General features: G+C 69.4%; 22 protein-coding genes and 2 pseudogenes. 14 read left to right on the forward strand and 10 right to left on the reverse strand.

Annotated features, from left to right (window positions below):
* The first annotated feature begins 68 nt into the window (after nucleotides 1-68).
* A complete protein-coding gene (locus AC07AL_RS30345; protein WP_400989328.1) occupies nucleotides 69-371 on the forward strand; it encodes a DUF6980 family protein in 303 nt (100 codons plus the stop codon).
* Between the two features lie 250 nt (nucleotides 372-621).
* On the opposite strand, the gene AC07AL_RS30350 is transcribed toward AC07AL_RS30345, so the two are convergent.
* Nucleotides 622-1,239, reverse strand: coding sequence for a TetR/AcrR family transcriptional regulator C-terminal domain-containing protein (locus AC07AL_RS30350; RefSeq protein ID WP_363586073.1), 618 nt, complete (start codon nucleotides 1,237-1,239; stop codon nucleotides 622-624).
* 66 nt (nucleotides 1,240-1,305) lie between these two features.
* Between AC07AL_RS30350 and AC07AL_RS30355 the strand changes: the two genes are divergently transcribed.
* Both AC07AL_RS30355 and AC07AL_RS30360 read left to right on the forward strand, forming a co-directional pair.
* On the forward strand, nucleotides 1,306-2,568 hold the full coding sequence (locus AC07AL_RS30355) for a beta-ketoacyl-[acyl-carrier-protein] synthase family protein (protein WP_478318926.1): 1,263 nt from the start codon (nucleotides 1,306-1,308) through the stop codon (nucleotides 2,566-2,568).
* Between the two features lie 210 nt (nucleotides 2,569-2,778).
* Nucleotides 2,779-3,522: a hypothetical protein gene (locus tag AC07AL_RS30360; protein ID WP_478318927.1), complete on the forward strand. Its 744-nt coding sequence runs from the start codon at nucleotides 2,779-2,781 to the stop codon at nucleotides 3,520-3,522.
* Between the two features lie 182 nt (nucleotides 3,523-3,704).
* Here the strand turns inward: AC07AL_RS30360 and AC07AL_RS30365 are convergent, their stop codons facing one another.
* The gene (locus tag AC07AL_RS30365) at nucleotides 3,705-3,956 is read right to left on the reverse strand and encodes a ribosomal protein L7/L12 (RefSeq protein WP_478318928.1); all 252 of its coding nucleotides are present in this window, start codon (nucleotides 3,954-3,956) and stop codon (nucleotides 3,705-3,707) included.
* Between the two features lie 568 nt (nucleotides 3,957-4,524).
* On the opposite strand from AC07AL_RS30365, the gene AC07AL_RS30370 reads away from it, so the two are divergent.
* Complete coding sequence (locus tag AC07AL_RS30370; RefSeq protein WP_478318930.1) at nucleotides 4,525-4,881, forward strand: hypothetical protein; 357 nt, start codon at nucleotides 4,525-4,527, stop codon at nucleotides 4,879-4,881.
* Between the two features lie 16 nt (nucleotides 4,882-4,897).
* On the opposite strand, the gene AC07AL_RS30375 is transcribed toward AC07AL_RS30370, so the two are convergent.
* Nucleotides 4,898-5,449, reverse strand: coding sequence for a hypothetical protein (locus AC07AL_RS30375; RefSeq protein ID WP_478318931.1), 552 nt, complete (start codon nucleotides 5,447-5,449; stop codon nucleotides 4,898-4,900).
* A 326-nt stretch (nucleotides 5,450-5,775) separates the two neighbouring features.
* On the opposite strand from AC07AL_RS30375, the gene AC07AL_RS30380 reads away from it, so the two are divergent.
* Nucleotides 5,776-6,105, forward strand: a complete 330-nt coding sequence (locus tag AC07AL_RS30380) for a hypothetical protein (RefSeq protein WP_478318933.1) — start codon at nucleotides 5,776-5,778, stop codon at nucleotides 6,103-6,105.
* Nucleotides 6,106-6,538: 433 nt separating this feature from the next.
* Here AC07AL_RS30380 and AC07AL_RS30385 read toward each other — a convergent pair whose 3' ends face one another.
* The gene (locus tag AC07AL_RS30385; protein ID WP_363586076.1) at nucleotides 6,539-7,051 is read right to left on the reverse strand and encodes a hypothetical protein; all 513 of its coding nucleotides are present in this window, start codon (nucleotides 7,049-7,051) and stop codon (nucleotides 6,539-6,541) included.
* 73 nt (nucleotides 7,052-7,124) lie between these two features.
* Nucleotides 7,125-7,272, reverse strand: a pseudogene (locus AC07AL_RS30390) (transposase); the annotation flags it as partial.
* 372 nt (nucleotides 7,273-7,644) lie between these two features.
* On the opposite strand from AC07AL_RS30390, the gene AC07AL_RS30395 reads away from it, so the two are divergent.
* On the forward strand, nucleotides 7,645-7,842 hold the full coding sequence (locus AC07AL_RS30395; protein WP_478318934.1) for a hypothetical protein: 198 nt from the start codon (nucleotides 7,645-7,647) through the stop codon (nucleotides 7,840-7,842).
* A gap of 45 nt (nucleotides 7,843-7,887) precedes the next feature.
* Here the strand turns inward: AC07AL_RS30395 and AC07AL_RS30400 are convergent, their stop codons facing one another.
* Nucleotides 7,888-8,091 (reverse strand): cold-shock protein, encoded by a 204-nt coding sequence (locus AC07AL_RS30400; protein WP_363586077.1) that lies wholly within the window; start codon nucleotides 8,089-8,091, stop codon nucleotides 7,888-7,890.
* Between the two features lie 296 nt (nucleotides 8,092-8,387).
* On the opposite strand from AC07AL_RS30400, the gene AC07AL_RS30405 reads away from it, so the two are divergent.
* Nucleotides 8,388-8,660, forward strand: coding sequence for a hypothetical protein (locus tag AC07AL_RS30405; RefSeq protein ID WP_400989320.1), 273 nt, complete (start codon nucleotides 8,388-8,390; stop codon nucleotides 8,658-8,660).
* Between the two features lie 57 nt (nucleotides 8,661-8,717).
* Here the strand turns inward: AC07AL_RS30405 and AC07AL_RS30410 are convergent, their stop codons facing one another.
* Nucleotides 8,718-9,119, reverse strand: a complete 402-nt coding sequence (locus tag AC07AL_RS30410; protein WP_478318935.1) for a hypothetical protein — start codon at nucleotides 9,117-9,119, stop codon at nucleotides 8,718-8,720.
* A 110-nt stretch (nucleotides 9,120-9,229) separates the two neighbouring features.
* Here AC07AL_RS30410 and AC07AL_RS30415 point away from each other — a divergent pair, with 110 nt between their 5' ends.
* The gene (locus AC07AL_RS30415; protein WP_363586080.1) at nucleotides 9,230-9,565 is read left to right on the forward strand and encodes a hypothetical protein; all 336 of its coding nucleotides are present in this window, start codon (nucleotides 9,230-9,232) and stop codon (nucleotides 9,563-9,565) included.
* A gap of 1,733 nt (nucleotides 9,566-11,298) precedes the next feature.
* Here AC07AL_RS30415 and AC07AL_RS30420 read toward each other — a convergent pair.
* Nucleotides 11,299-11,625: a hypothetical protein gene (locus AC07AL_RS30420; RefSeq protein WP_363633136.1), complete on the reverse strand. Its 327-nt coding sequence runs from the start codon at nucleotides 11,623-11,625 to the stop codon at nucleotides 11,299-11,301.
* A 60-nt stretch (nucleotides 11,626-11,685) separates the two neighbouring features.
* On the opposite strand from AC07AL_RS30420, the gene AC07AL_RS30425 reads away from it, so the two are divergent.
* The gene (locus tag AC07AL_RS30425; protein ID WP_478318937.1) at nucleotides 11,686-12,525 is read left to right on the forward strand and encodes an IS5 family transposase; all 840 of its coding nucleotides are present in this window, start codon (nucleotides 11,686-11,688) and stop codon (nucleotides 12,523-12,525) included.
* A gap of 327 nt (nucleotides 12,526-12,852) precedes the next feature.
* On the opposite strand, the gene AC07AL_RS30430 is transcribed toward AC07AL_RS30425, so the two are convergent.
* The gene (locus AC07AL_RS30430) at nucleotides 12,853-13,116 is read right to left on the reverse strand and encodes a hypothetical protein (protein WP_363633140.1); all 264 of its coding nucleotides are present in this window, start codon (nucleotides 13,114-13,116) and stop codon (nucleotides 12,853-12,855) included.
* Entirely contained in the window at nucleotides 13,109-13,411 is a 303-nt protein-coding gene (locus tag AC07AL_RS30435) for a hypothetical protein (protein ID WP_400812409.1), read from the reverse strand. The genes AC07AL_RS30430 and AC07AL_RS30435 overlap by 8 nt, the downstream gene beginning before the upstream one ends.
* Before the next feature lie 134 nt (nucleotides 13,412-13,545).
* Between AC07AL_RS30435 and AC07AL_RS30440 the strand changes: the two genes are divergently transcribed.
* The 5 genes and pseudogenes from AC07AL_RS30440 (at nucleotide 13,546) to AC07AL_RS30460 (ending at nucleotide 16,134) form a co-directional block, all read left to right on the forward strand.
* On the forward strand, nucleotides 13,546-13,761 hold the full coding sequence (locus AC07AL_RS30440) for a hypothetical protein (RefSeq protein WP_478318939.1): 216 nt from the start codon (nucleotides 13,546-13,548) through the stop codon (nucleotides 13,759-13,761).
* Between the two features lie 202 nt (nucleotides 13,762-13,963).
* Nucleotides 13,964-14,398: an SMI1/KNR4 family protein gene (locus AC07AL_RS30445; protein WP_400989439.1), complete on the forward strand. Its 435-nt coding sequence runs from the start codon at nucleotides 13,964-13,966 to the stop codon at nucleotides 14,396-14,398.
* A gap of 102 nt (nucleotides 14,399-14,500) precedes the next feature.
* Nucleotides 14,501-14,800, forward strand: a pseudogene (locus AC07AL_RS30450) (hypothetical protein); the annotation flags it as partial.
* Entirely contained in the window at nucleotides 14,797-15,468 is a 672-nt protein-coding gene (locus AC07AL_RS30455) for a nucleotidyl transferase AbiEii/AbiGii toxin family protein (protein ID WP_363633147.1), read from the forward strand. The pseudogene AC07AL_RS30450 and the gene AC07AL_RS30455, both read left to right, overlap by 4 nt.
* Nucleotides 15,469-15,750: 282 nt before the next feature.
* Entirely contained in the window at nucleotides 15,751-16,134 is a 384-nt protein-coding gene (locus AC07AL_RS30460) for a hypothetical protein (protein ID WP_363633149.1), read from the forward strand.
* Nucleotides 16,135-16,592 lie beyond the last annotated feature (458 nt).

Below are 16,592 nucleotides of genomic sequence, written 5' to 3' on the forward strand. Positions count from 1 at the left end.
GGGGAGTCCGGGTGCGGTGGTTTGCGTAGGCGGATCGGGGTGAGAAGAGGGCCGGCGGGGGGCCGCCCGTGCCCCGCCCCGCCCGCGCCCCGGTTCGCCACCGCCCCAACTGCTGTGAGGCAGTGGCGAGCCGGGTGAACTGGCCTGGTGACCGGCACGGCGGCCCCTTCGGCTGCCCGGACGCACTGATTCGGTTCAGTGCCGGACTCCAGGAACGCGGGTTGATCATCCATGACGGTGGCGCATCGGGCATCGCGGTCGGCTTCTGCCCTTGGCGCGGACAGGGCCTTCCCGAGTCGCAGCGGGATCGCCGGTCCGGCGAACTGGAGCGTCGCGGGGTCGATCCGTGGGAGGAGGAGGTTCCTGCCTAGTTCCAGCACGGGGGCTGGCTCGCTTCGCTACGTCAGGAGGGACGACAGCCGTTGATCCACTTCTGAAACAGGCCGGGCTGTTGCCGGTGAGCAGGTTCTTGACGCCTTGCCCCAGCCGCAACGGGGTTCGTCGGCGACGGCGAACATGCCGGCCGCGAACGTGCCGGCCGCGACAGGGCCGCGTTCGCACGACAGGGCCGCCTTCGGACGGGAACCGCGTTCGTCGTCGCCGCAGGCCCGTTCGACCGGGCTAGCCGTGTTCGGTTTCGTCGTGGATGGTCAGTGCTCCGGCAAGGTCGAGGTCGGCGACAGTGCCGTGTGCCCCGGCGCGGACGAGCAGCACTGCGCCGAGCGCGGTGCTCCAGAACGTCCTGGCCTCCACGTCGAGCGGTCGACGGACCCTCCAGCCGCGACCGTCGACGAGCTGGCTCACGAAGCGCTGGGATTGCCGGAACAGCAACTGGAGGTGCCGGTCGACCACAGGGGCGAGTTCGGGCTTGGAGATCCCGGCGGCGAGTGCTCGCGCGACCGATGGGAGCGAGGGCATGGCCAGTACGGCGCGGGCGATGTTGCGCCGAAACGTCGCCGCATCGGGGGCTTGGCGACCGATGCGCTCGATCCGTCGGGCGTCGTGCAGCAAGCCGAGAAAGGCGGCGTGCACGAGCAGCGAGTCCTTGGAGCCGAAGTGGTAGGTGACCTGGTTGGGGAAGGCGCCTGCCGCGTTCGCGATCTCCGCGACGCTCACCTCGGCGCCGGGCCGCTCCTTGCAGAGCCGTGCGGTTGCCTCGATCAGCTGGCGTCTGGTCGCGCGACCGCGGTCACGCGACCGGGCCGGCGTTGGTCGGGCTTCGGTTCGCTTCTTCTCCACACCCGAATTGTATGTGATACAACTAGGCCCGTTCGCTTGTATCGCATACAAGAAAGGTTGAAGGGCATGCACAGGACTGAAGTCGTCGTCACCGGACTCGGCGCGATCACACCACTCGGCGCAGACGTGGAGTCCACCTGGAAAGCCCTGCTCGCCGGCGGGTCGGGCATCCGCGGCGGCGCCCTGCGCGGCCACAAGGACGCCGGCCTTCCCGACACCGCCGCAGGGACGATGGCGATCGACCCCGCCCAGTCGCTGCCGCCGGCGCAGGCCAGGCGGCTCGACCGCTCACAGCAGGCAGCCTTCACCGCAGCGGCCGAAGCCTGGGCCGACGCCGGCGCCCCGCAGGTCGACCCGCACCGGCTCGCATCAGCGATCGGCACGGGCATCGGGGGCGTCCGAACGCTACTGAAGGAAGACGACGTACTGGAGACGGCCGGGACACGGCGCGTCTCACCACGAACGGTACCGATGCTCATGCCCAACGCGGCAGCGGCGCTGATCAGCATCGAATACGGCGCACGGGCCGGGGCCTACACACCTGTCTCGGCATGCTCCTCCGGCGCCGAGGCGATCGCCCTGGGGGCCAGACTCATCCGTGCCGGCGAGGCGGACGTGGTCATCGCGGGCGGGACCGAGGCCGCGATCACCCCGATCACCGTCGCCGGCTTCGCCCAGGCGCAAGCACTGTCGCGGTACACCGCCGAACCCGCCTCGGCGTCCCGGCCGTTCGCCGCGGACCGCAGCGGATTCGTCCTCAGCGAAGGCGCCGCCGTCGTGGTACTCGAAAGCGCCGAGCATGCCAGCCGCCGACGCGCACACGTCCACGCCGTGCTCGCGGGAGCCGGCATCGCCGCCGACGCCCACCACATCACGGCACCCGCTCCCGACGGCTCCGGCCAGGTCTCCGCCATGCGCAAGGCCCTCGCCCAAGCCGGTTTGACTCCCGAGCAGATCAGCCACATCAACGCCCACGCCACCGGAACCCCGGCCGGCGACACCGCCGAGGCACACGCGATCAGAAAGGTCTTCGGCCGCGCCACCGTCACAGCCCCCAAGGCGGCACTCGGCCACCTCTTCGGCGCGGCCGGTGCGATAGAGGCGCTCATCGCCGTCCTCAGCGTGGAACACGGCGTCATCCCGCCGACCCGCAACCTCACCGCAGCCGGCATCGGACCCGACATCGACCTCGATGTCGCCACAGCACGACGAGACATCCCCCAGGAGGCCGTACTCAGCAACTCATTCGGCTTCGGCGGACAGAACGTCTCACTCATTGTCACCCGCGCACAACACCACACGTCCCGCACCGCCTCGACGACACCATGACCCACGCGAACCCACCACTGCCCCCACAGGGCCGCCACCGCGTGATCGAACATTGCAAGACCCGTCCGATCACACATATCACCCGCAGGGACGGGGACTTCCTGAGCAACGGCGCCGAAACGGGTGAACCGGCACCCGCGACACGCCGAACACGGGTTGACTGACCGAAGCTCGACGCCACACCATCAGCCGAACACGACACCAGCCGACGTGGTCACACACATTGAGGAGATGCGGCACGCCCACAAGCGGCCGGCCCCTCGCAACGCCCACGAGCGACGAGATTGTGACCTCGCGCCGCAAAGGCAAGAGCAAGCGCCGCGCAGCCCGGGCCCGTGGTGGGCGCGCTACACGATCCACCTGGCGATCCTCGGCGGTGTCTTCCTCGCGGTGTTCCTGACCTGGATCACCGGGACCAGGCAGCGACCGACGGGCGTGGCGGGATACGTCCGGTGGGCGGTCGCGGTGGCCGTCGGGTTCGGCCTGGCAGGGACCAGCGCCGACTCGGTGTGGAAGACAACCGAACCCGTCCACGTGTCGGCGACGGAGATCGCGCCGCACTACTACACCGTGAACGAGACGATCGACCTGATGCGCCACCGCCGCAAGCAGCAGGACCAGGTCTGGCCGTGGAACACGTTCGGCCACGTGCGGAGCCTGCCCCACGGGTCCGTGATCGCGATCACGGACCAGGGACCGGACATCCGGCTGCCGCTCATCGGCCTCAAGATGGAACGCAAGCTTGTCCAGGTCACGGCCACCGACGACCTCAACGCCCTCTACACCGACCTGCGACGCAGCGGTGCGCAGTACCTCGCGCTCGATCCGTCCAACTGGCGGGACGGCGAGATCGCCAAGGCGGTCAACACGGACCCCGCCCGGTTCCACCTGATCAGCGGGAAAGACCCGGTCCGCGTCTACGCCGTCGGGATCTTCTGCTCGAGCCGTTCGTAGGGCGTCTGGCCGTCGAGAGCACCGCGCGGGCGGTGGTAGTCGCCGCAGTCCTCCCGTTCTCGGAGCTTATTACGCCATTCCCCTCGTAGCGTGGAGTCGCGACCAGCGGCGACGTCGAAGGCGTTGTTGGCGCCTCCTGGAATCGGCTCTGCCCGCGCCTCCGTGAAAGCGGTCTGTGGGCGCTACTGCTGCCGCACCTCAGCGTGGGCTCCTGCCTCGAGGAGTTCACGTACGGCGGCTTCAGCCATCTCGCGCGGTACGTCTTCGAGGATGGTGGCCGGCACGCGGCTGATGAGGGACTTGCTGCGCCACAGGCTCAGCCCGGTCCTCCGGTGAAGCAACTTCACGACCTCGATGGGATGGGGCCCGGGGTCGGTCAGAACCACCGCATTTGGCACCTCATCGCAGATCAGCCAGACGTACTCGTCCGCCATCATGACTCCTCGGACCGTGGGGCCGGACAGCAGCATAGAACGCAGACCCGGTGATCCTCACGCCCTTTGTCGCCGGCGGATGAGGATTCGAATCCGTAGGAGACGGAGGGACGCTCGGCTGTACATGGCCCTCTTGACCGTTTTTCCGGACGGCAAGTTCGGCACACGCTGGAGGCCTACCCGCTGTTCGACCACTTCACCTTCGACGTCTACGACACCTCGGTCGGCGACCGCTACGGCGGCGGCGGCGATGCCTCCCACCCGGTAGGCTTCTGCCACAACCACTGGGCCAACTAAGGGACTTCGGCACATGCGGCGATCCAGCCGGCTCGCGGGCGCGGCACTTCTCCTCATAGCAGGCCTCGCCGCCGCATGCACCGACGGCGGTACCGCGCCTCAAGGTGGTGATGGGCCGTGGGCCCTGAACGGGCTCGCCCCCGCGCCCATCGGCGCACCCGTCCAAAACAGTATCGATGCCCCGCCCTCGAAGGGCGCCGCGAAGATCCTGGGGGTCGCAGCGCTCTCGGGTACCGATGTGGTCCTCTCCGTGAGGGACGGAACGTGCCAGGTGGCACTCCTGCCGGACTCGTTGACCGAGCCGACCACCACGGCTCCGACATCGCTCGGTTCGCCCCGGCCGGCTGGCCGCACGGGTTCCTCGGACTCCCACCAGGAATTCCCTGGGAATGTTCTTGAAGGGAAATACACCCTGGCGTCGTCCCAGATGCAGCCCTTCACTTTTGCGACCGTCGGCTGCTCTGAAAAAGCAATGACGGTCAAAATAGAAGGGGCTGGAGAGTCGTCCCAGATGAAGAATAAGTCAGGCGATTCGCTGCGGTGCTGGCAGGAGGGCCAAAGCGTGGTGCTGGCCGTGGGCCTTCCCGAGGCCATCCACCGGCCGGGCTCGGAACACAGAACCTCCTGAAGGAACACAGCATCTTCTAGCAGGCAGTTGAGGGCACCCGCAGCAGGCGGGCGCCCTCAACTGCCTGCGGCCGCAGCAGGCCCACACGCTGCGTCCTCGCCGCAGGCGGTGCGACGGGCGCCGCGCCGCCAGCCTCGACGTCGATCTGACGGGGCGACATCCCCATGGCGACCTCGCCCCCCTGCATGATCACGCAGAAGATGCCCCCCGAGGCCGCCCAGCGGTCCACGCCGCGCGTGACGGCGGGGAGAGCCAGGAGGAACAGGAGAAAATCCTCGCCGAGGCACTGTGGAACGCGTATTTCAAGGACGGCGGGCGACGTGCCAGCGGCCTGGGCGTCGCGTTGAACGACATCGCGTGGATGGACCTGGAGCTGTAGCCCTGCTGCCGGCACCGGTGCCGGCACGCCCGTCACGGCGAAGACCGGCAGGTACCGGTACTTCCCGGACTCCCCGGAGGTCGTATGAGCTCTCTGGACCTGGTCGACGGTCAGCGCGTGTACGCGCCAGCCGCTGCCGTCGGCAGCCGCGCCGCAGCTCCACCTGGCCGTCGTGGCCGCCCGCAGCACGGAGCCGTGGGCGGGCGGGCTGCGGCCGGGCGGACCGTCTGGACGAAGACCGGCTGCTGTTCGCCGACGAGGTCGGCACCGCCAGGCTGCGCCGCAACCGGGTGCACCGGCCAGCCGTGGAACCACGGCCGCGGCGCCCCACCGGCACCAGCTGGACGTCCAGTGCATCGCCACCGCCAGCCAGGCCCGCGCCGCCGACTGACCCACACCCGCACCCGGCCGCCACCCGATCCGACGGCCAGCGCCTCCCGTACGACCCACCACCAGGGCCCGCCCCCGCACACCGGGGGCGGGTCCTTTCGCATGCCCTGACGAAGGAGACCGCGATGCCGAGCCTGCGCTACACCTCCGCCGCCGCCCGTACCCTGGCCCGCCTGGAGAAGGACCGCCGCGCCGACCCGCGCCGGCTGCGCCGGGTCCGCCGGGCCCTGGACCACCTCGCCGCCGACCCGCACCACCCCGGGCTGTGCAGCCATCGCTACCCCGGCCTACCCGGCCACGCTGCGGTGTCGGCGTGGACGTCCTACGTCGACCAGGGCGTCGGCGCCTGGCGGATCCACTGGACCTGGGGCCCGGTCGACGCCGACAGCCACCAGGACGTCGCAGGGCACGACGGCCCGGTGGTCACCGTGCTGCGCGTCGGTCCGCACCTGTAGCGCCACGATGCCCCGCCAGCCCGCGAGCCAGGTCTCCGTCCCTTCCCCTTCGGTCTTCCCCACCCCCGGCCGGGCGCGCCTGCTGCCCTCCCGCTCCGCCGGGTACGGTTGGCTACCGGGCCGCCGTCGCGGCCTGCCGCATCGCCCGGGTGGGCCGCGGAGTGCTCCGCCCCCGCAGGTCGCAGCCCTATTCCCGGGCGGGAGACAGGTCTAGCATTCCCGCCACGGTGGTCCCGCCACAGCACCACCAGGGCGCCGAGCAGAGCAGCAGCGCCGTGACCCCGGCGCTGCTGGCCTCCCACCGGCCGGGCCCGCACGGAACGCACCCCCGAGGTTCCCGGGCGCGGCCGTGCTACGCCTCGCCGCGGACCGGGGGCCGCCAGGTGGCAGGCGTGCGCTGGAGAGACCGGGTGGTTCAGCCGCCCAGCGCTAGCTAGTCCTGCTGGGCCCCCTCGGAACCACCCTCGCTCGCACCACCGACCTTGCCGCCGACGAAGACCACGCTCAGTGCGAGAGCGGCCGCACCGGCGGCTGCCACCACCTTCATCCCTGTCCCCAGGAACTGCTTGCTCTCGCTGTCCTTCTCAGACACTTGCCGCACGTTCCGGTCGAGACGGTCGTGGAGGGCCTCCCGCTGCTCCCAGCTGAGGTCGTCCCGACCGAGGTCGGCCCGCAGGGCGTCCCGCTGGTCCTGCGAAGCCCGGTAGAAGTGCTCCTGGCTGTTCTCGTTGGCCGCGAGCGTGGACTTGTGGGCCTCCTTGACCGCATCGATGTCGGCCTTGCCCAGGTCCTTGAAGGCGGGGAACTGCTCGATGAGCTTGAGCCGTACCCCGGTGGCCATCTCAGGCATCGCGGCCGCGAACTTGAGCACCTTGTTCTTGGACATGCTCCGCCAGGTCTCGATCCCCAACTTCCGTTTGACCGCTGCCTCGTCCGCGCTGCCCATGCCCTGACTCCGTCCGCCGTCCCCTGACGTCTCCCGGATCCTAGCGGTGCCCATCGCCAGGCAGCGGCGCGGTGCCGGGGGAGCCGGAGTACTGCCGGGCGACCCCGGGCGAGGCCTTGCCGTCCTTGGGGAACCCGGTTGTCGTCCACGGCCGACAACTCGGCCCGCACCGCCCGCCGCGCCAGGCGGGTCCGCATGTCCTCGACCGGCCAGGTCGAGGACAGAAAAGCAGCGTGCAGCGCTGCGCATCCGCTCGGCCAGCACCAGGACGGCGGTGCGCACCTGCTCCACCGACTCGCGCAGCGCACCGGTCAGCTGCCGCGCCCTACAGGTGCGGGCCGCCGACCCCCGCCACCCCGGCCTGCCACGGCGGGTGCCGGGCGTGGACGTCGTACGTCGACCTGGGTGCCAGCGCCTGGCGCCTGTTCTGGACCTACGACCACCTCGACGCCGACGGTCACCAGGGCGACGCCGAGAGGGATGGCACGGTAACCGTGTTGATGGTCGGTCCGCACCTGTAGCGCCAGGACGCCCCGCCGACCCGGGCCCGGCGTGGCGCCGGGCACAGCCGACAGAGAGAAGGGGGACTGGGGATGAGCGCCCAGCCCGCCGAACACGGGCCCGGCGGCGGCCGTCTCGGTCTGCCGCCGATGGACACGCTGCAGGAACTGCGCGCCGCGCTGCGAGCCAGCCACGGCTTCCCCGGCGACGCCGAGCGCCTGGACACCGAGCTCGCCGCCCAGTTGCTGCGCCGCATGCCGGCTGACCGGCACGACCAGGTCCGAGCATGACGAACGCCCCGCACCAGACCGGTACGGGGCGTCGTGCTGCGAGCGTCAGGCGGGGCGGATGTGCTCGGCCTGGGGGCCCTTCTGGCCCTGGGTGACGTCGAAGGTCACCTTCTGGCCCTCCTGGAGCTCACGGAAGCCCTGCGAGTCGATGTTGGAGTAGTGGGCGAAGACGTCCGGGCCGCCGCCGTCCTGCTCGATGAAACCGAAGCCCTTCTCGGCGTTGAACCACTTCACGGTGCCGGTGGCCATGCTGCTGCTCCCTGGTCGGGGACGAGATACGCGCTGGTGCGTACCCCTGGGGTTGAGGTGATCGCCCTGGTCCTCCGACTGCCGGTGCTGCGGTACTTCGGATCCACGACTGCTAACTCAGACGGTACCCACGACGGCAGAGATCATGCAGCTGCTTCCCTGGGCCGGCGCAGGGACGTGTTCTGGCTGCCGTCCTCGCCGACGAAGCCCGTCAGCGCGACGAGCTGCGTGCGTTCCTGGAACAGTGGTGAACCCGGCGCCGACGGGCTGGGACGGCTGGGGCTCATGCCTTCGGCGTGCAAGGCCACCCGGACCTGCGCAACGAGTTCTACGAGCACGTCCAGCAGCGCGGTGCCGTCCTGGACACCGAAGCCCGCTTGCGGGCCACGATCGCCAAGCTGAAGAAGACCGTCGCCGCGAAGAACAAGGAGCTCAGCCAGCTCCGGGTCGACGTTCCCGCCATGGTCCGCGTGGTCAACCAGCTCACTCTGGAGAACCAGAGCCTGCGCGACGAACTCACGACCGATGGCCCCAACGTCGTGCCGTTCAAACGGCGCCCGCCCCGGTAGCGAACACCTGGGTCCAGGGAGGCCGAACGCGGTGGGCGCCTTTCGGACGAGGAGAGGTCACGAGCCGAGCCGGCCGAACCCAGGAGCTATCCGCATCGCCTCATCGTGCGACGGACCCGCGAGCGTTACGCCGCCGTCCAGCACCTCCTGCGGCACCGCATCCTGCACACTCGCTGACGACATCACCATCCGTCCATATTCACGCTTCCGGAGGCAGGGCCCAAGTTCACGTCCTACTTCGGTCAGGGGGGCCTTGCCGAGGAAGAGAACATTCGGGGCCATCTTTTGGGAACCCCATACCTGTGCGGGCAAGTAACCGCTGGTGTCCATGCCGATGCAGTCGTACGGCTTGAAAATGGAATAATTCTCCCCTTGAGCGCCGTCGAGATATCCGTGGACCAAGCGCCAGCCGAAGTCTCCGACGTCGAGGAGGGTGAACCAGTTGTGGGTGGGTGCCACCTTGGATTGGACCGCTGGCGCGCGATCACCGGCGCCCACCTGGTCGCCGTGGTCCGCGCCGGCGGCAGGTTCGAGAACAGCGCCCTGGTCGAGCGCACCGAGGTGGCGGCGTGACCGAGCTCCTCAGCCCTGGCAGCCACACAGCCGAGGTGGAACTGCAGATCGACCAGGTCACCATCGTGAACTCGGCTGAGGCCATGGCCACGGTGCGCTGCATCCTCGGCCCGGTCCGTCGCGGCGCCCGCTTCGACCACATCCGCGACTCGGCAGAAGCCATCGACCTGGAGCTGACGCAGATCCTCGCCTACTTCGGACGATCCGTCGACGAACTCGACCCCGTCCACACCGGGCTGGCGACTCTCCGGGGCACAGGAGTACAACTCCTGACCTCGGCTGCCCCGCACTCCGGCTGGCAGGCCATCCGGGGAACCAACCCGCGGCCATGACCAAGCCATCCACAGGTATTGACTATTGCTCGGGTTGAGCTCTGCCAACTCAGACGAGAGTTGAGACTCAGGCCCTGGTAGCGGCTGTCGGTGACCCGGCCGCCGTAATCGATGTACATCCCGCTGGGGGAATGGTCCAGGTAGGGTCCGTCAAACTGCCAGGTCAAGGTCGAACCGTCGTTCCAGGTCAGAATCTCGGTGCCCGACCCGAGGGAGTCCGACCCGTGAGGGCCGCCACAGGAGATGCCGGTGAAGCTGCCGGTGAACGAGGTCAGACCCTCGGCGGTGGACCCCGAACAGTTTCCGCCCACCTCGGCGTGGGTGACGACCTCGTCCTTCGGAACGTCATCCAGCCCGGGAAAGAACGTGCCGGTATCGACGCCGTCATCGCATGTCACCCCCGGTTCCGCGACGTCCGCGCTGGTGGCGGCAGCGGGAAGAGTGAAGGCGACCGTGGCGAGAAGTACCGCAGCGACCGTGGCCCTACGCGCAGCAGGCATGAACGTCCATCCTTCGGGTGAGAGGTGTCGGGCGGCCGGCGCCACCTGCTGCCAGCCACGAAAGCACCGCGCCTACCGGACCACATCCGGCACGAACCATCCGGCCTACCCCCCTCCAAGCCCTCCCTGACGTGGGTCTCACCCGGTGAGCACACGCCCGCTCAAAGGACGTCTGGCCCTGCCGGTCGCGGTCCCGGGCTCGCACTGGGCGTTGGCGGAGTCTCGGCGAGCCTGGCCGGTGGCGAACCACTCTGTCCGGCGTCACTGGACCCTGACCGTTCGCCACTGAGCGTTGACGACCGGTAGTTTCCTGCCACTGGAGTTTGGCAGGGTGGGACTCGGCGGCTTGGAGGAGAGGGGACTCGCTATGAAGGCGGTAGATGATGACGAGGCCGCTGCGGCCCTGACGTACCTCGCTGTGATTCAGATTCGCGCTATGGCCCGGCGGCGACAGCCCTTCTACCAGTGGATGGGCGATGACTACGTCGTCTGCATCGGGTGGCTTGCCGACCTCGTGCACAACCTGGCAGGGCCTCGTGGGCGAACGAGGCTGTGGAGGCTCCGCCGGAAGCGGCGCCGCTGTATGGAATACACCTGGGCAGTGGCAGGGGAGACTGGCCGGAAGTGGATCATCGACAGTTTGGAGGCGGAAGGACTCGTGTGGGAACCGCCGTCGGACACGTGCCTCCCACGTGAGCGCGACAACCGCGCGTGAGAGCACGTCGTGCCCCAAACGGGATGCGGTCAAACTCACCCGGGGACGACACCGATGGCGCCAGTCAAGAAATGCCATGATCCCTGAGCTTGGCATCCCCGATCCGTCTCATGAAACCTGGCGAGCTGTTGAGCGGCGCGGAAGAGTGCAGTCGGCAGCCCGCTGACCTGCGGACTGCACTGTTTCGTGCGGTGGGCCGGGTGCCGTCGACCGCGCGGAAGGGCGCAAGCCGATGAGCAAGGTTCGACCCGCGCTGGCGGACGGGCGGTCCGCTGATGAGGCGGAAAGTCCGTTGACCAGCGGAGACGTTGGCGAAAGTCCAGCCGACTGCACTCTTCCGCGCGGCACTGAACTACCTACTGCACTGTTCCCTGCGGTACTGCACTCTTTGGTGCCGCTCGACACGAGCCTCAGCCCAGCACAAGCGCCACCGCCATGATCAGTGAGACTGGGCAGGCACGACCAGGCGACGGGACGCGCCATGCACGGACCCACGGCGCAGGTGAGGGCAGCAGCAGTCACACCCCACGGTCCCGAACCGGATAGAGCCTGACGTGCAAAACCCGCACCTCCCACCACGGATCGTCCGGAGCGGACACCAACGCGGTCACCAGCTCCCGCTTGTTCGGAGCGGGCAGCACCAACAGACCCAGGTCCTTTGCGGTGCGGGCCTGCACGCACCCCGGGCGCTCCAGCCGGTCGGGGCCGGCCTTCTCCCGCAGCTCCAGCTTCGAGCCCTCCTTCCCGCCGATCGAGCCCCGGCACGTCCAGCACGGGCGCAGCGCGGCGTTGGCCGTGCGGACGGCTTCCAGCTGCTCGAAGTCCGTCTGGTCTGTAGACGTCATGGAATCGCCCGATCAGCAGCGGAACGGCATCCTCCGGCTTGTTGCTGCTGACGCTGTGTCATGGCCCAGGGCAAGCCGTACCCCAGCGACCTGTCCGACACCCGATGGGCCCTGATAGAGCCGACTCTGACGGCCTGGAGAAAGGCCCGGCTCGACCGCAGGCCCACCGGACAGCCGGCGAAAGTCGACCTGCGCGACGTCTTCAACGCGATCCTCTACGTCAACCGAACCGGAATCCCCTGGAAATACCTTCCACACGACTTCCCCAACCACGGCACCGTCTACGCCTACTATGCCGCGTGGCGCGACGAGGGAATCTTCGCCCAGCTGAACTACGATCTCACCGGACTGGCCCGGGTGAAGGAAGGCCGCAAGCCCGAGCCGACTGCCTCGGTGATCGACACCCAGAGTGTGAAGACCTCCACCAATGTGCCCGTGACCAGCCAGGGAACCGACGCCGCGAAGAAGATCGTCGGTCGGAAGCGGGGGATCCTCACTGACACGATCGGCCTGATCCTCGCCGTGGTCGTCACTGCCGCGAGCCTGTCCGAGAACGCCGTGGGAATACAGCTCCTTGATCAGGCCAAGAAGACCTGTCCGAGCATCTCCAAGAGTTGGGTCGACACCGGCTTCAAGAACGCCATGGTCGAGCATGGAGCCGGCCTCGGAATCGACGTCGAAGTCGTCCACCGGAAGTCCGACATCCCTGGATTCCATGTTGCGAAAAGGCGGTGGGTGGTCGAACGGAGTCTCGGGTGGATCATGCTGCGGCGGCGCCTCGCCCGCGACTACGAGACCCTCCCGGCCAGCTCCGAGGCCATGATCCACGTCGCCTCGATCGACAACCTCACCAAGCGCATAGCGGACGAAAGCACACCAACCTGGCGAGGAACCTACTAGGGCATAAGGTGCAATTAGCCCACACTAAACGCCCACTGAGGCCCGATCCGGTGTGCCGCCCGGAGACTACCGTCGTGCGGGTTCGCGCCGCCGTCTCCACCGCGTCGGCCCGCTGAATCCGGCGGCGGAACCGGAGAGCAGAACCTCCTCCGAGTCCCTGCGCCTGCCAGGGATTGCCCTGGCAGGTTAACGCGCGCCTCGGACAGCAGCCCGTCCGCGCGTCTTCTGGCTCCTGCCTCACGGCCGTGACCAGGAATCCGGCGGCCTCTCGGCCGTCCGCGCCAGCGATCGGCGCGAGGCAGGTTCGGGCGGCGAGGCGGCGGCCCGTCAGAGGGGAATGATGCGGGTGAGGTGTACGAGGTGGCTGTGAGTGTCGATGACGTACTCGGCCAGGCCGCGTCCGTGGGGGATCGGGAGTCGACGCCAGTCGCCGGCGCTGTCGCGGGCGCTGCTCTCCGGCAGCCATGGGTTCTCGGCGATCGCGACGATCGCGGAGAACAGGTCGACCGGCAGGCCGGGATCGGACAGGGCGTCCTGGACGGCTTCGGACGGCAGGACCGGCCACAGGCCGTCCGGCTCTTCGTCACTCACCCGGCAGGTCCCCGCCCCGCTCACGGCGCAGCCGTAGGACGTCGGCCATGGTGGTGGTGGGCAGGGTGGCGTTGCGGGCGGCGGCGATGATGCGGTCCTGGTCGGGGTCGGTGTCCATTTCGGCCTCGCACCACCAGCGGTTGAGGACCTGCTCGGCCTGGTCGATGGGGGCCTGGCCGAGTTCGCGGTAGAACTCAATCCGGCGCCCGCCCTGCAGGGCGGCGGTGATGCCGTCGGGGATGCGCGGCACTCGGGGCTGCGGTGGGTGGTGATGGTACATGGGTTGGAGGCTCATCGGGTTCCTCCTGCCTCTGCCTCTCGGCACCACGGTATCGGGTGCCGGCCGGTCGCAGGGCCGCGCCCGCCATGGTCACTCCCGATCTCCACCGGCTGCGTCCGGGAGTTGGCTGGTCCTGCGAGACTGTCATCATGACCGCCAACCGCCGCAGCCTCGGGCTGCCCGCATTCTCCGAGCCCGCCGCCGACGCTCCCGCGCCTGCCCAGTCCGGCGGGCGCCAGCTGCTGCCAGTGGAGCAGGGCGCGGACTTCCGCCAGCCGCCTGGCGAGACCGCGCCAGCGCCCGCCCCGGCGCGGTGCCCGCTCGCCGCCGGCCTGACCTTCTCCGACCCGGACCGGCAGATTTGACCCGCTCCGACCATTCCACACAGCTCTGACCTGCGCAGGTTTCATAAACCGGACCAAGGCCGAGCCGCCTCGAAGCGGTCGCGAATCTATCCAAGGTTGTCGTTCCGGTGACGAGCCAGGGGTGGCGTCCCACACCGGGTTGTCGCTGAGCGTGGTTCGTCCCGCGTGAGCTTGTCGTCCGGGATAGCTACGCTTCCGGGTCATGTGGAGACAAGTCGCCCGTGACGTGTTCCCCGACGCCGATTTCAGGGATCCCACCGACGAGGCAGTCCTCGCCGAGGCGGAGCGGAAGCTCGGGGAGGAGCTGCCGGACGGGCTAAAGCAGTTGTTGCTGGAGAGCAACGGGATCGTCGGGCAGACCGGCGTGGACACCGTCTGGAGCATCGAGCAGATCGTCGAGCAGAACATCTGCTTCCGGTCGGACGGCTCCTTCGCCCAGCTGTACATGCCGTTCGACGCCCTTCTGTTCTTCGGGGACAACGGTGGCGGCGACCAGTTCGCCTTCGTGCGGACGCCACGGAGGCCGGACGTCTTCGTCTGGGAACACGAGACCGACAGCCGCCGCTGGGCGGCCCGTGACCTGCGGGACTACCTTGGACGCTCACTCGCCGAGGGTGGAGACGCCTGGTATCAGTAGTCCCATGCCCGGGTGCCCGCAGACCGGCCGGGAAGGAGGGGGAAAATCGTCTGCATGACGCCGCTTGCTTCCGCCGACAGCCGTTCCGGGTAACCGGCCGCCCGCCTTCCGCGCTCCCTCGGGGAACTGGAAGGGCCGACGGCCGGCCGGGTGGAGCTTCCGCTGCACCTCGCATGGTCGGGCCTTCGCACCTTCGACCTGGAACAGCCGCGGCAGCGAATGGGCCTGTACCGGATCGTGCTGAACGAGGGCATGCGAGAGGACCTTCCACAGCTCCTGGACGCCGGCCTCCTCGTGGCACAGTGGCCGGTGCTGAGGACACTGGTCGGCCCCGCCGTCCGCACGGTGTGGGAGACCGCCTTCACCGAGCTCGCGATCGCAGCCCGCCCCGCCGCGGCGTGAGACTGACCCCGCTCCACCGGCGCCTACTGGCCGACGTCCTCGCCGTCGGCGCCCCCTACCAGCTTGTGCTGACCGACGGCTACGCCGTCCAGGCCCACGGACTGGCCGACCGGCTCAGCCAGGACCTGGACGTCGCGACCGAACACCCGGCCGCGATGAAAGAGATCGCCGAAGCACTCACCGCAGGCCTGACCGAGCGGGGATGGCAGGTCCACGAGGTCGAGGTCGTCCCCCTGTCGGGCCGCCTGGTCGTCACCGACCCCGAGACCGGCGAGAGCTGCGAGGTCGACGTCCTCAAGGAACACCTCTGGAAGCCCGCCGTCCAACTGGAGTTCGGCCCCGTCCTGCGCGTCGACGTCGTCGTCGGCACCAAGATGCGCGCCCTCGCCGACCGCGGCTACGCCCGTGACCTGATCGACGTCCAGGCCGCCGCCCGCTGGTTCAGCCACCGGGACCTGGAAGACCTCGGACGCCGCCACGCCCGCGACACCTTCGACCTGGCCGAACTGCGTGACCGCCTGGCCGACGCGGACTGGATCGACGACGCAGAGTTCGCCGCGTACGGCCTCGACGGCGACGCGATCGCCGGCCTGCGGACGTGGGCGCAGGAGTGGGTTGGTGACCTGGACCGGCGCCTGGCCGCTGAAGGGGACTACGAGGACGGCTGACAAGGCCGCTTCCCTGGGTGCGGCCCCAGACGGCTACGGTGCCCGGGGCCGGGGCCTCCTCACGTCGGGGCCGGTGTTCACTCGAGGCCAGGCCGCTACGTCAGGTGGTCGCTCCAGCCGGGGTGGCCCTTGACGCACCGACCCGAATCAGCAGCCGCCGGGCGTCGGCGTGCCGGAGGTGCCTCCGGTGGTGTAGGTGTGCCTGTCGCCCTGGCCCGACACACCGCAGAAACCGTCGTTGCTGACTTGGGCCCAGGCCACGACGCTCCAGGTGTCCGGGTCGTGGCTGTGGATGTTGGCTCCGTAGGGAGCCTGGCCGCCGGCAGCCCCGGGGAAAAACCCCTACAGGCCGCCATCGCCGACTACGCCGACATGGCCCTCCAGACCCTGCTCGCCGCCGCCCACGGCGTCCACGACGGCCTGCCCGCCGACCAACTGGACGACGCCGTCACCCGCATGCGGACCGACACCGGCACCCGAATGGCCAAACTCCTCGCCCAGACACTGCGCCTGTGGTCCGAGCGCCCGGCGGACCTGCAGACGATCGACGACATGGCCCACGTGCTGATCAGCGCACTCCTCGTCCTCACCGCCGACGGCGACCAGGAGAACGTGCTGCCGCTGCTCGCGCAACTGCGGGTCGGCGCGCTGGCCTCGGGAACCTGACACGGGAACGGTCGGCTCCGTTCAGCCGCACGGCCGCGCGCCGTCCGCTGTACGGTCCCGGTGCCGCGCTGTACGACAGTGTGATGACCACGGGGGGAGCGCAGACCGACTGGCGACAGGCTGAGGCCCCTCGCGCTCGAATCGGACGCAGTTGGTCAATCCGGGGGCCTGACTACTTCGCCCCGTCGAGCGGTTGCTCGGCGGGGCGAAGTGCTGCGTAGGGACCCCGTTACGCATTGCAGCCGATCCCGCACCCTACCCGAGGTAGGTCCGCTGCCGCCGACGGATCATCCCGGATGTCCGGGACGGCAGTGGTCTACGTGGCTCGGTCGAGGAGGACCGCCGCTAGCGGGCCTGACCGCAGTGGGGGGGGGGGGGGGGGGGGGGGGGGGGGGGGGGGGGGGGGGGGGGGGGGGGGGGGGGGGGGGGGGGGGGGGGGGGGGGGGGGGGGGGGGGGG

The sequence above is a fragment of the Kitasatospora sp. NPDC043949 genome (assembly GCF_056435365.1).

Excerpts from the sequence above, each read along its gene's own strand:
- AC07AL_RS30395 (WP_478318934.1), top strand. The coding sequence starts at position 7,645 with ATGAGCGCCCAGCCCGCCGAACACGGGCCCGGCGGCGGCCGTCTCGGT.
- AC07AL_RS30365 (WP_478318928.1), bottom strand. The coding sequence starts at position 3,956 with ATGGCGGACGAGTACGTCTGGCTGATCTGCGATGAGGTGCCAAATGCG.
- AC07AL_RS30445 (WP_400989439.1), top strand. The coding sequence starts at position 13,964 with ATGTGGAGACAAGTCGCCCGTGACGTGTTCCCCGACGCCGATTTCAGG.
- AC07AL_RS30385 (WP_363586076.1), bottom strand. The coding sequence starts at position 7,051 with ATGGGCAGCGCGGACGAGGCAGCGGTCAAACGGAAGTTGGGGATCGAG.
- AC07AL_RS30435 (WP_400812409.1), bottom strand. The coding sequence starts at position 13,411 with ATGAGCCTCCAACCCATGTACCATCACCACCCACCGCAGCCCCGAGTG.
- AC07AL_RS30400 (WP_363586077.1), bottom strand. The coding sequence starts at position 8,091 with ATGGCCACCGGCACCGTGAAGTGGTTCAACGCCGAGAAGGGCTTCGGT.
- AC07AL_RS30420 (WP_363633136.1), bottom strand. The coding sequence starts at position 11,625 with ATGACGTCTACAGACCAGACGGACTTCGAGCAGCTGGAAGCCGTCCGC.
- AC07AL_RS30355 (WP_478318926.1), top strand. The coding sequence starts at position 1,306 with ATGCACAGGACTGAAGTCGTCGTCACCGGACTCGGCGCGATCACACCA.
- AC07AL_RS30425 (WP_478318937.1), top strand. The coding sequence starts at position 11,686 with ATGGCCCAGGGCAAGCCGTACCCCAGCGACCTGTCCGACACCCGATGG.
- AC07AL_RS30440 (WP_478318939.1), top strand. The coding sequence starts at position 13,546 with ATGACCGCCAACCGCCGCAGCCTCGGGCTGCCCGCATTCTCCGAGCCC.
- AC07AL_RS30380 (WP_478318933.1), top strand. The coding sequence starts at position 5,776 with ATGCCGAGCCTGCGCTACACCTCCGCCGCCGCCCGTACCCTGGCCCGC.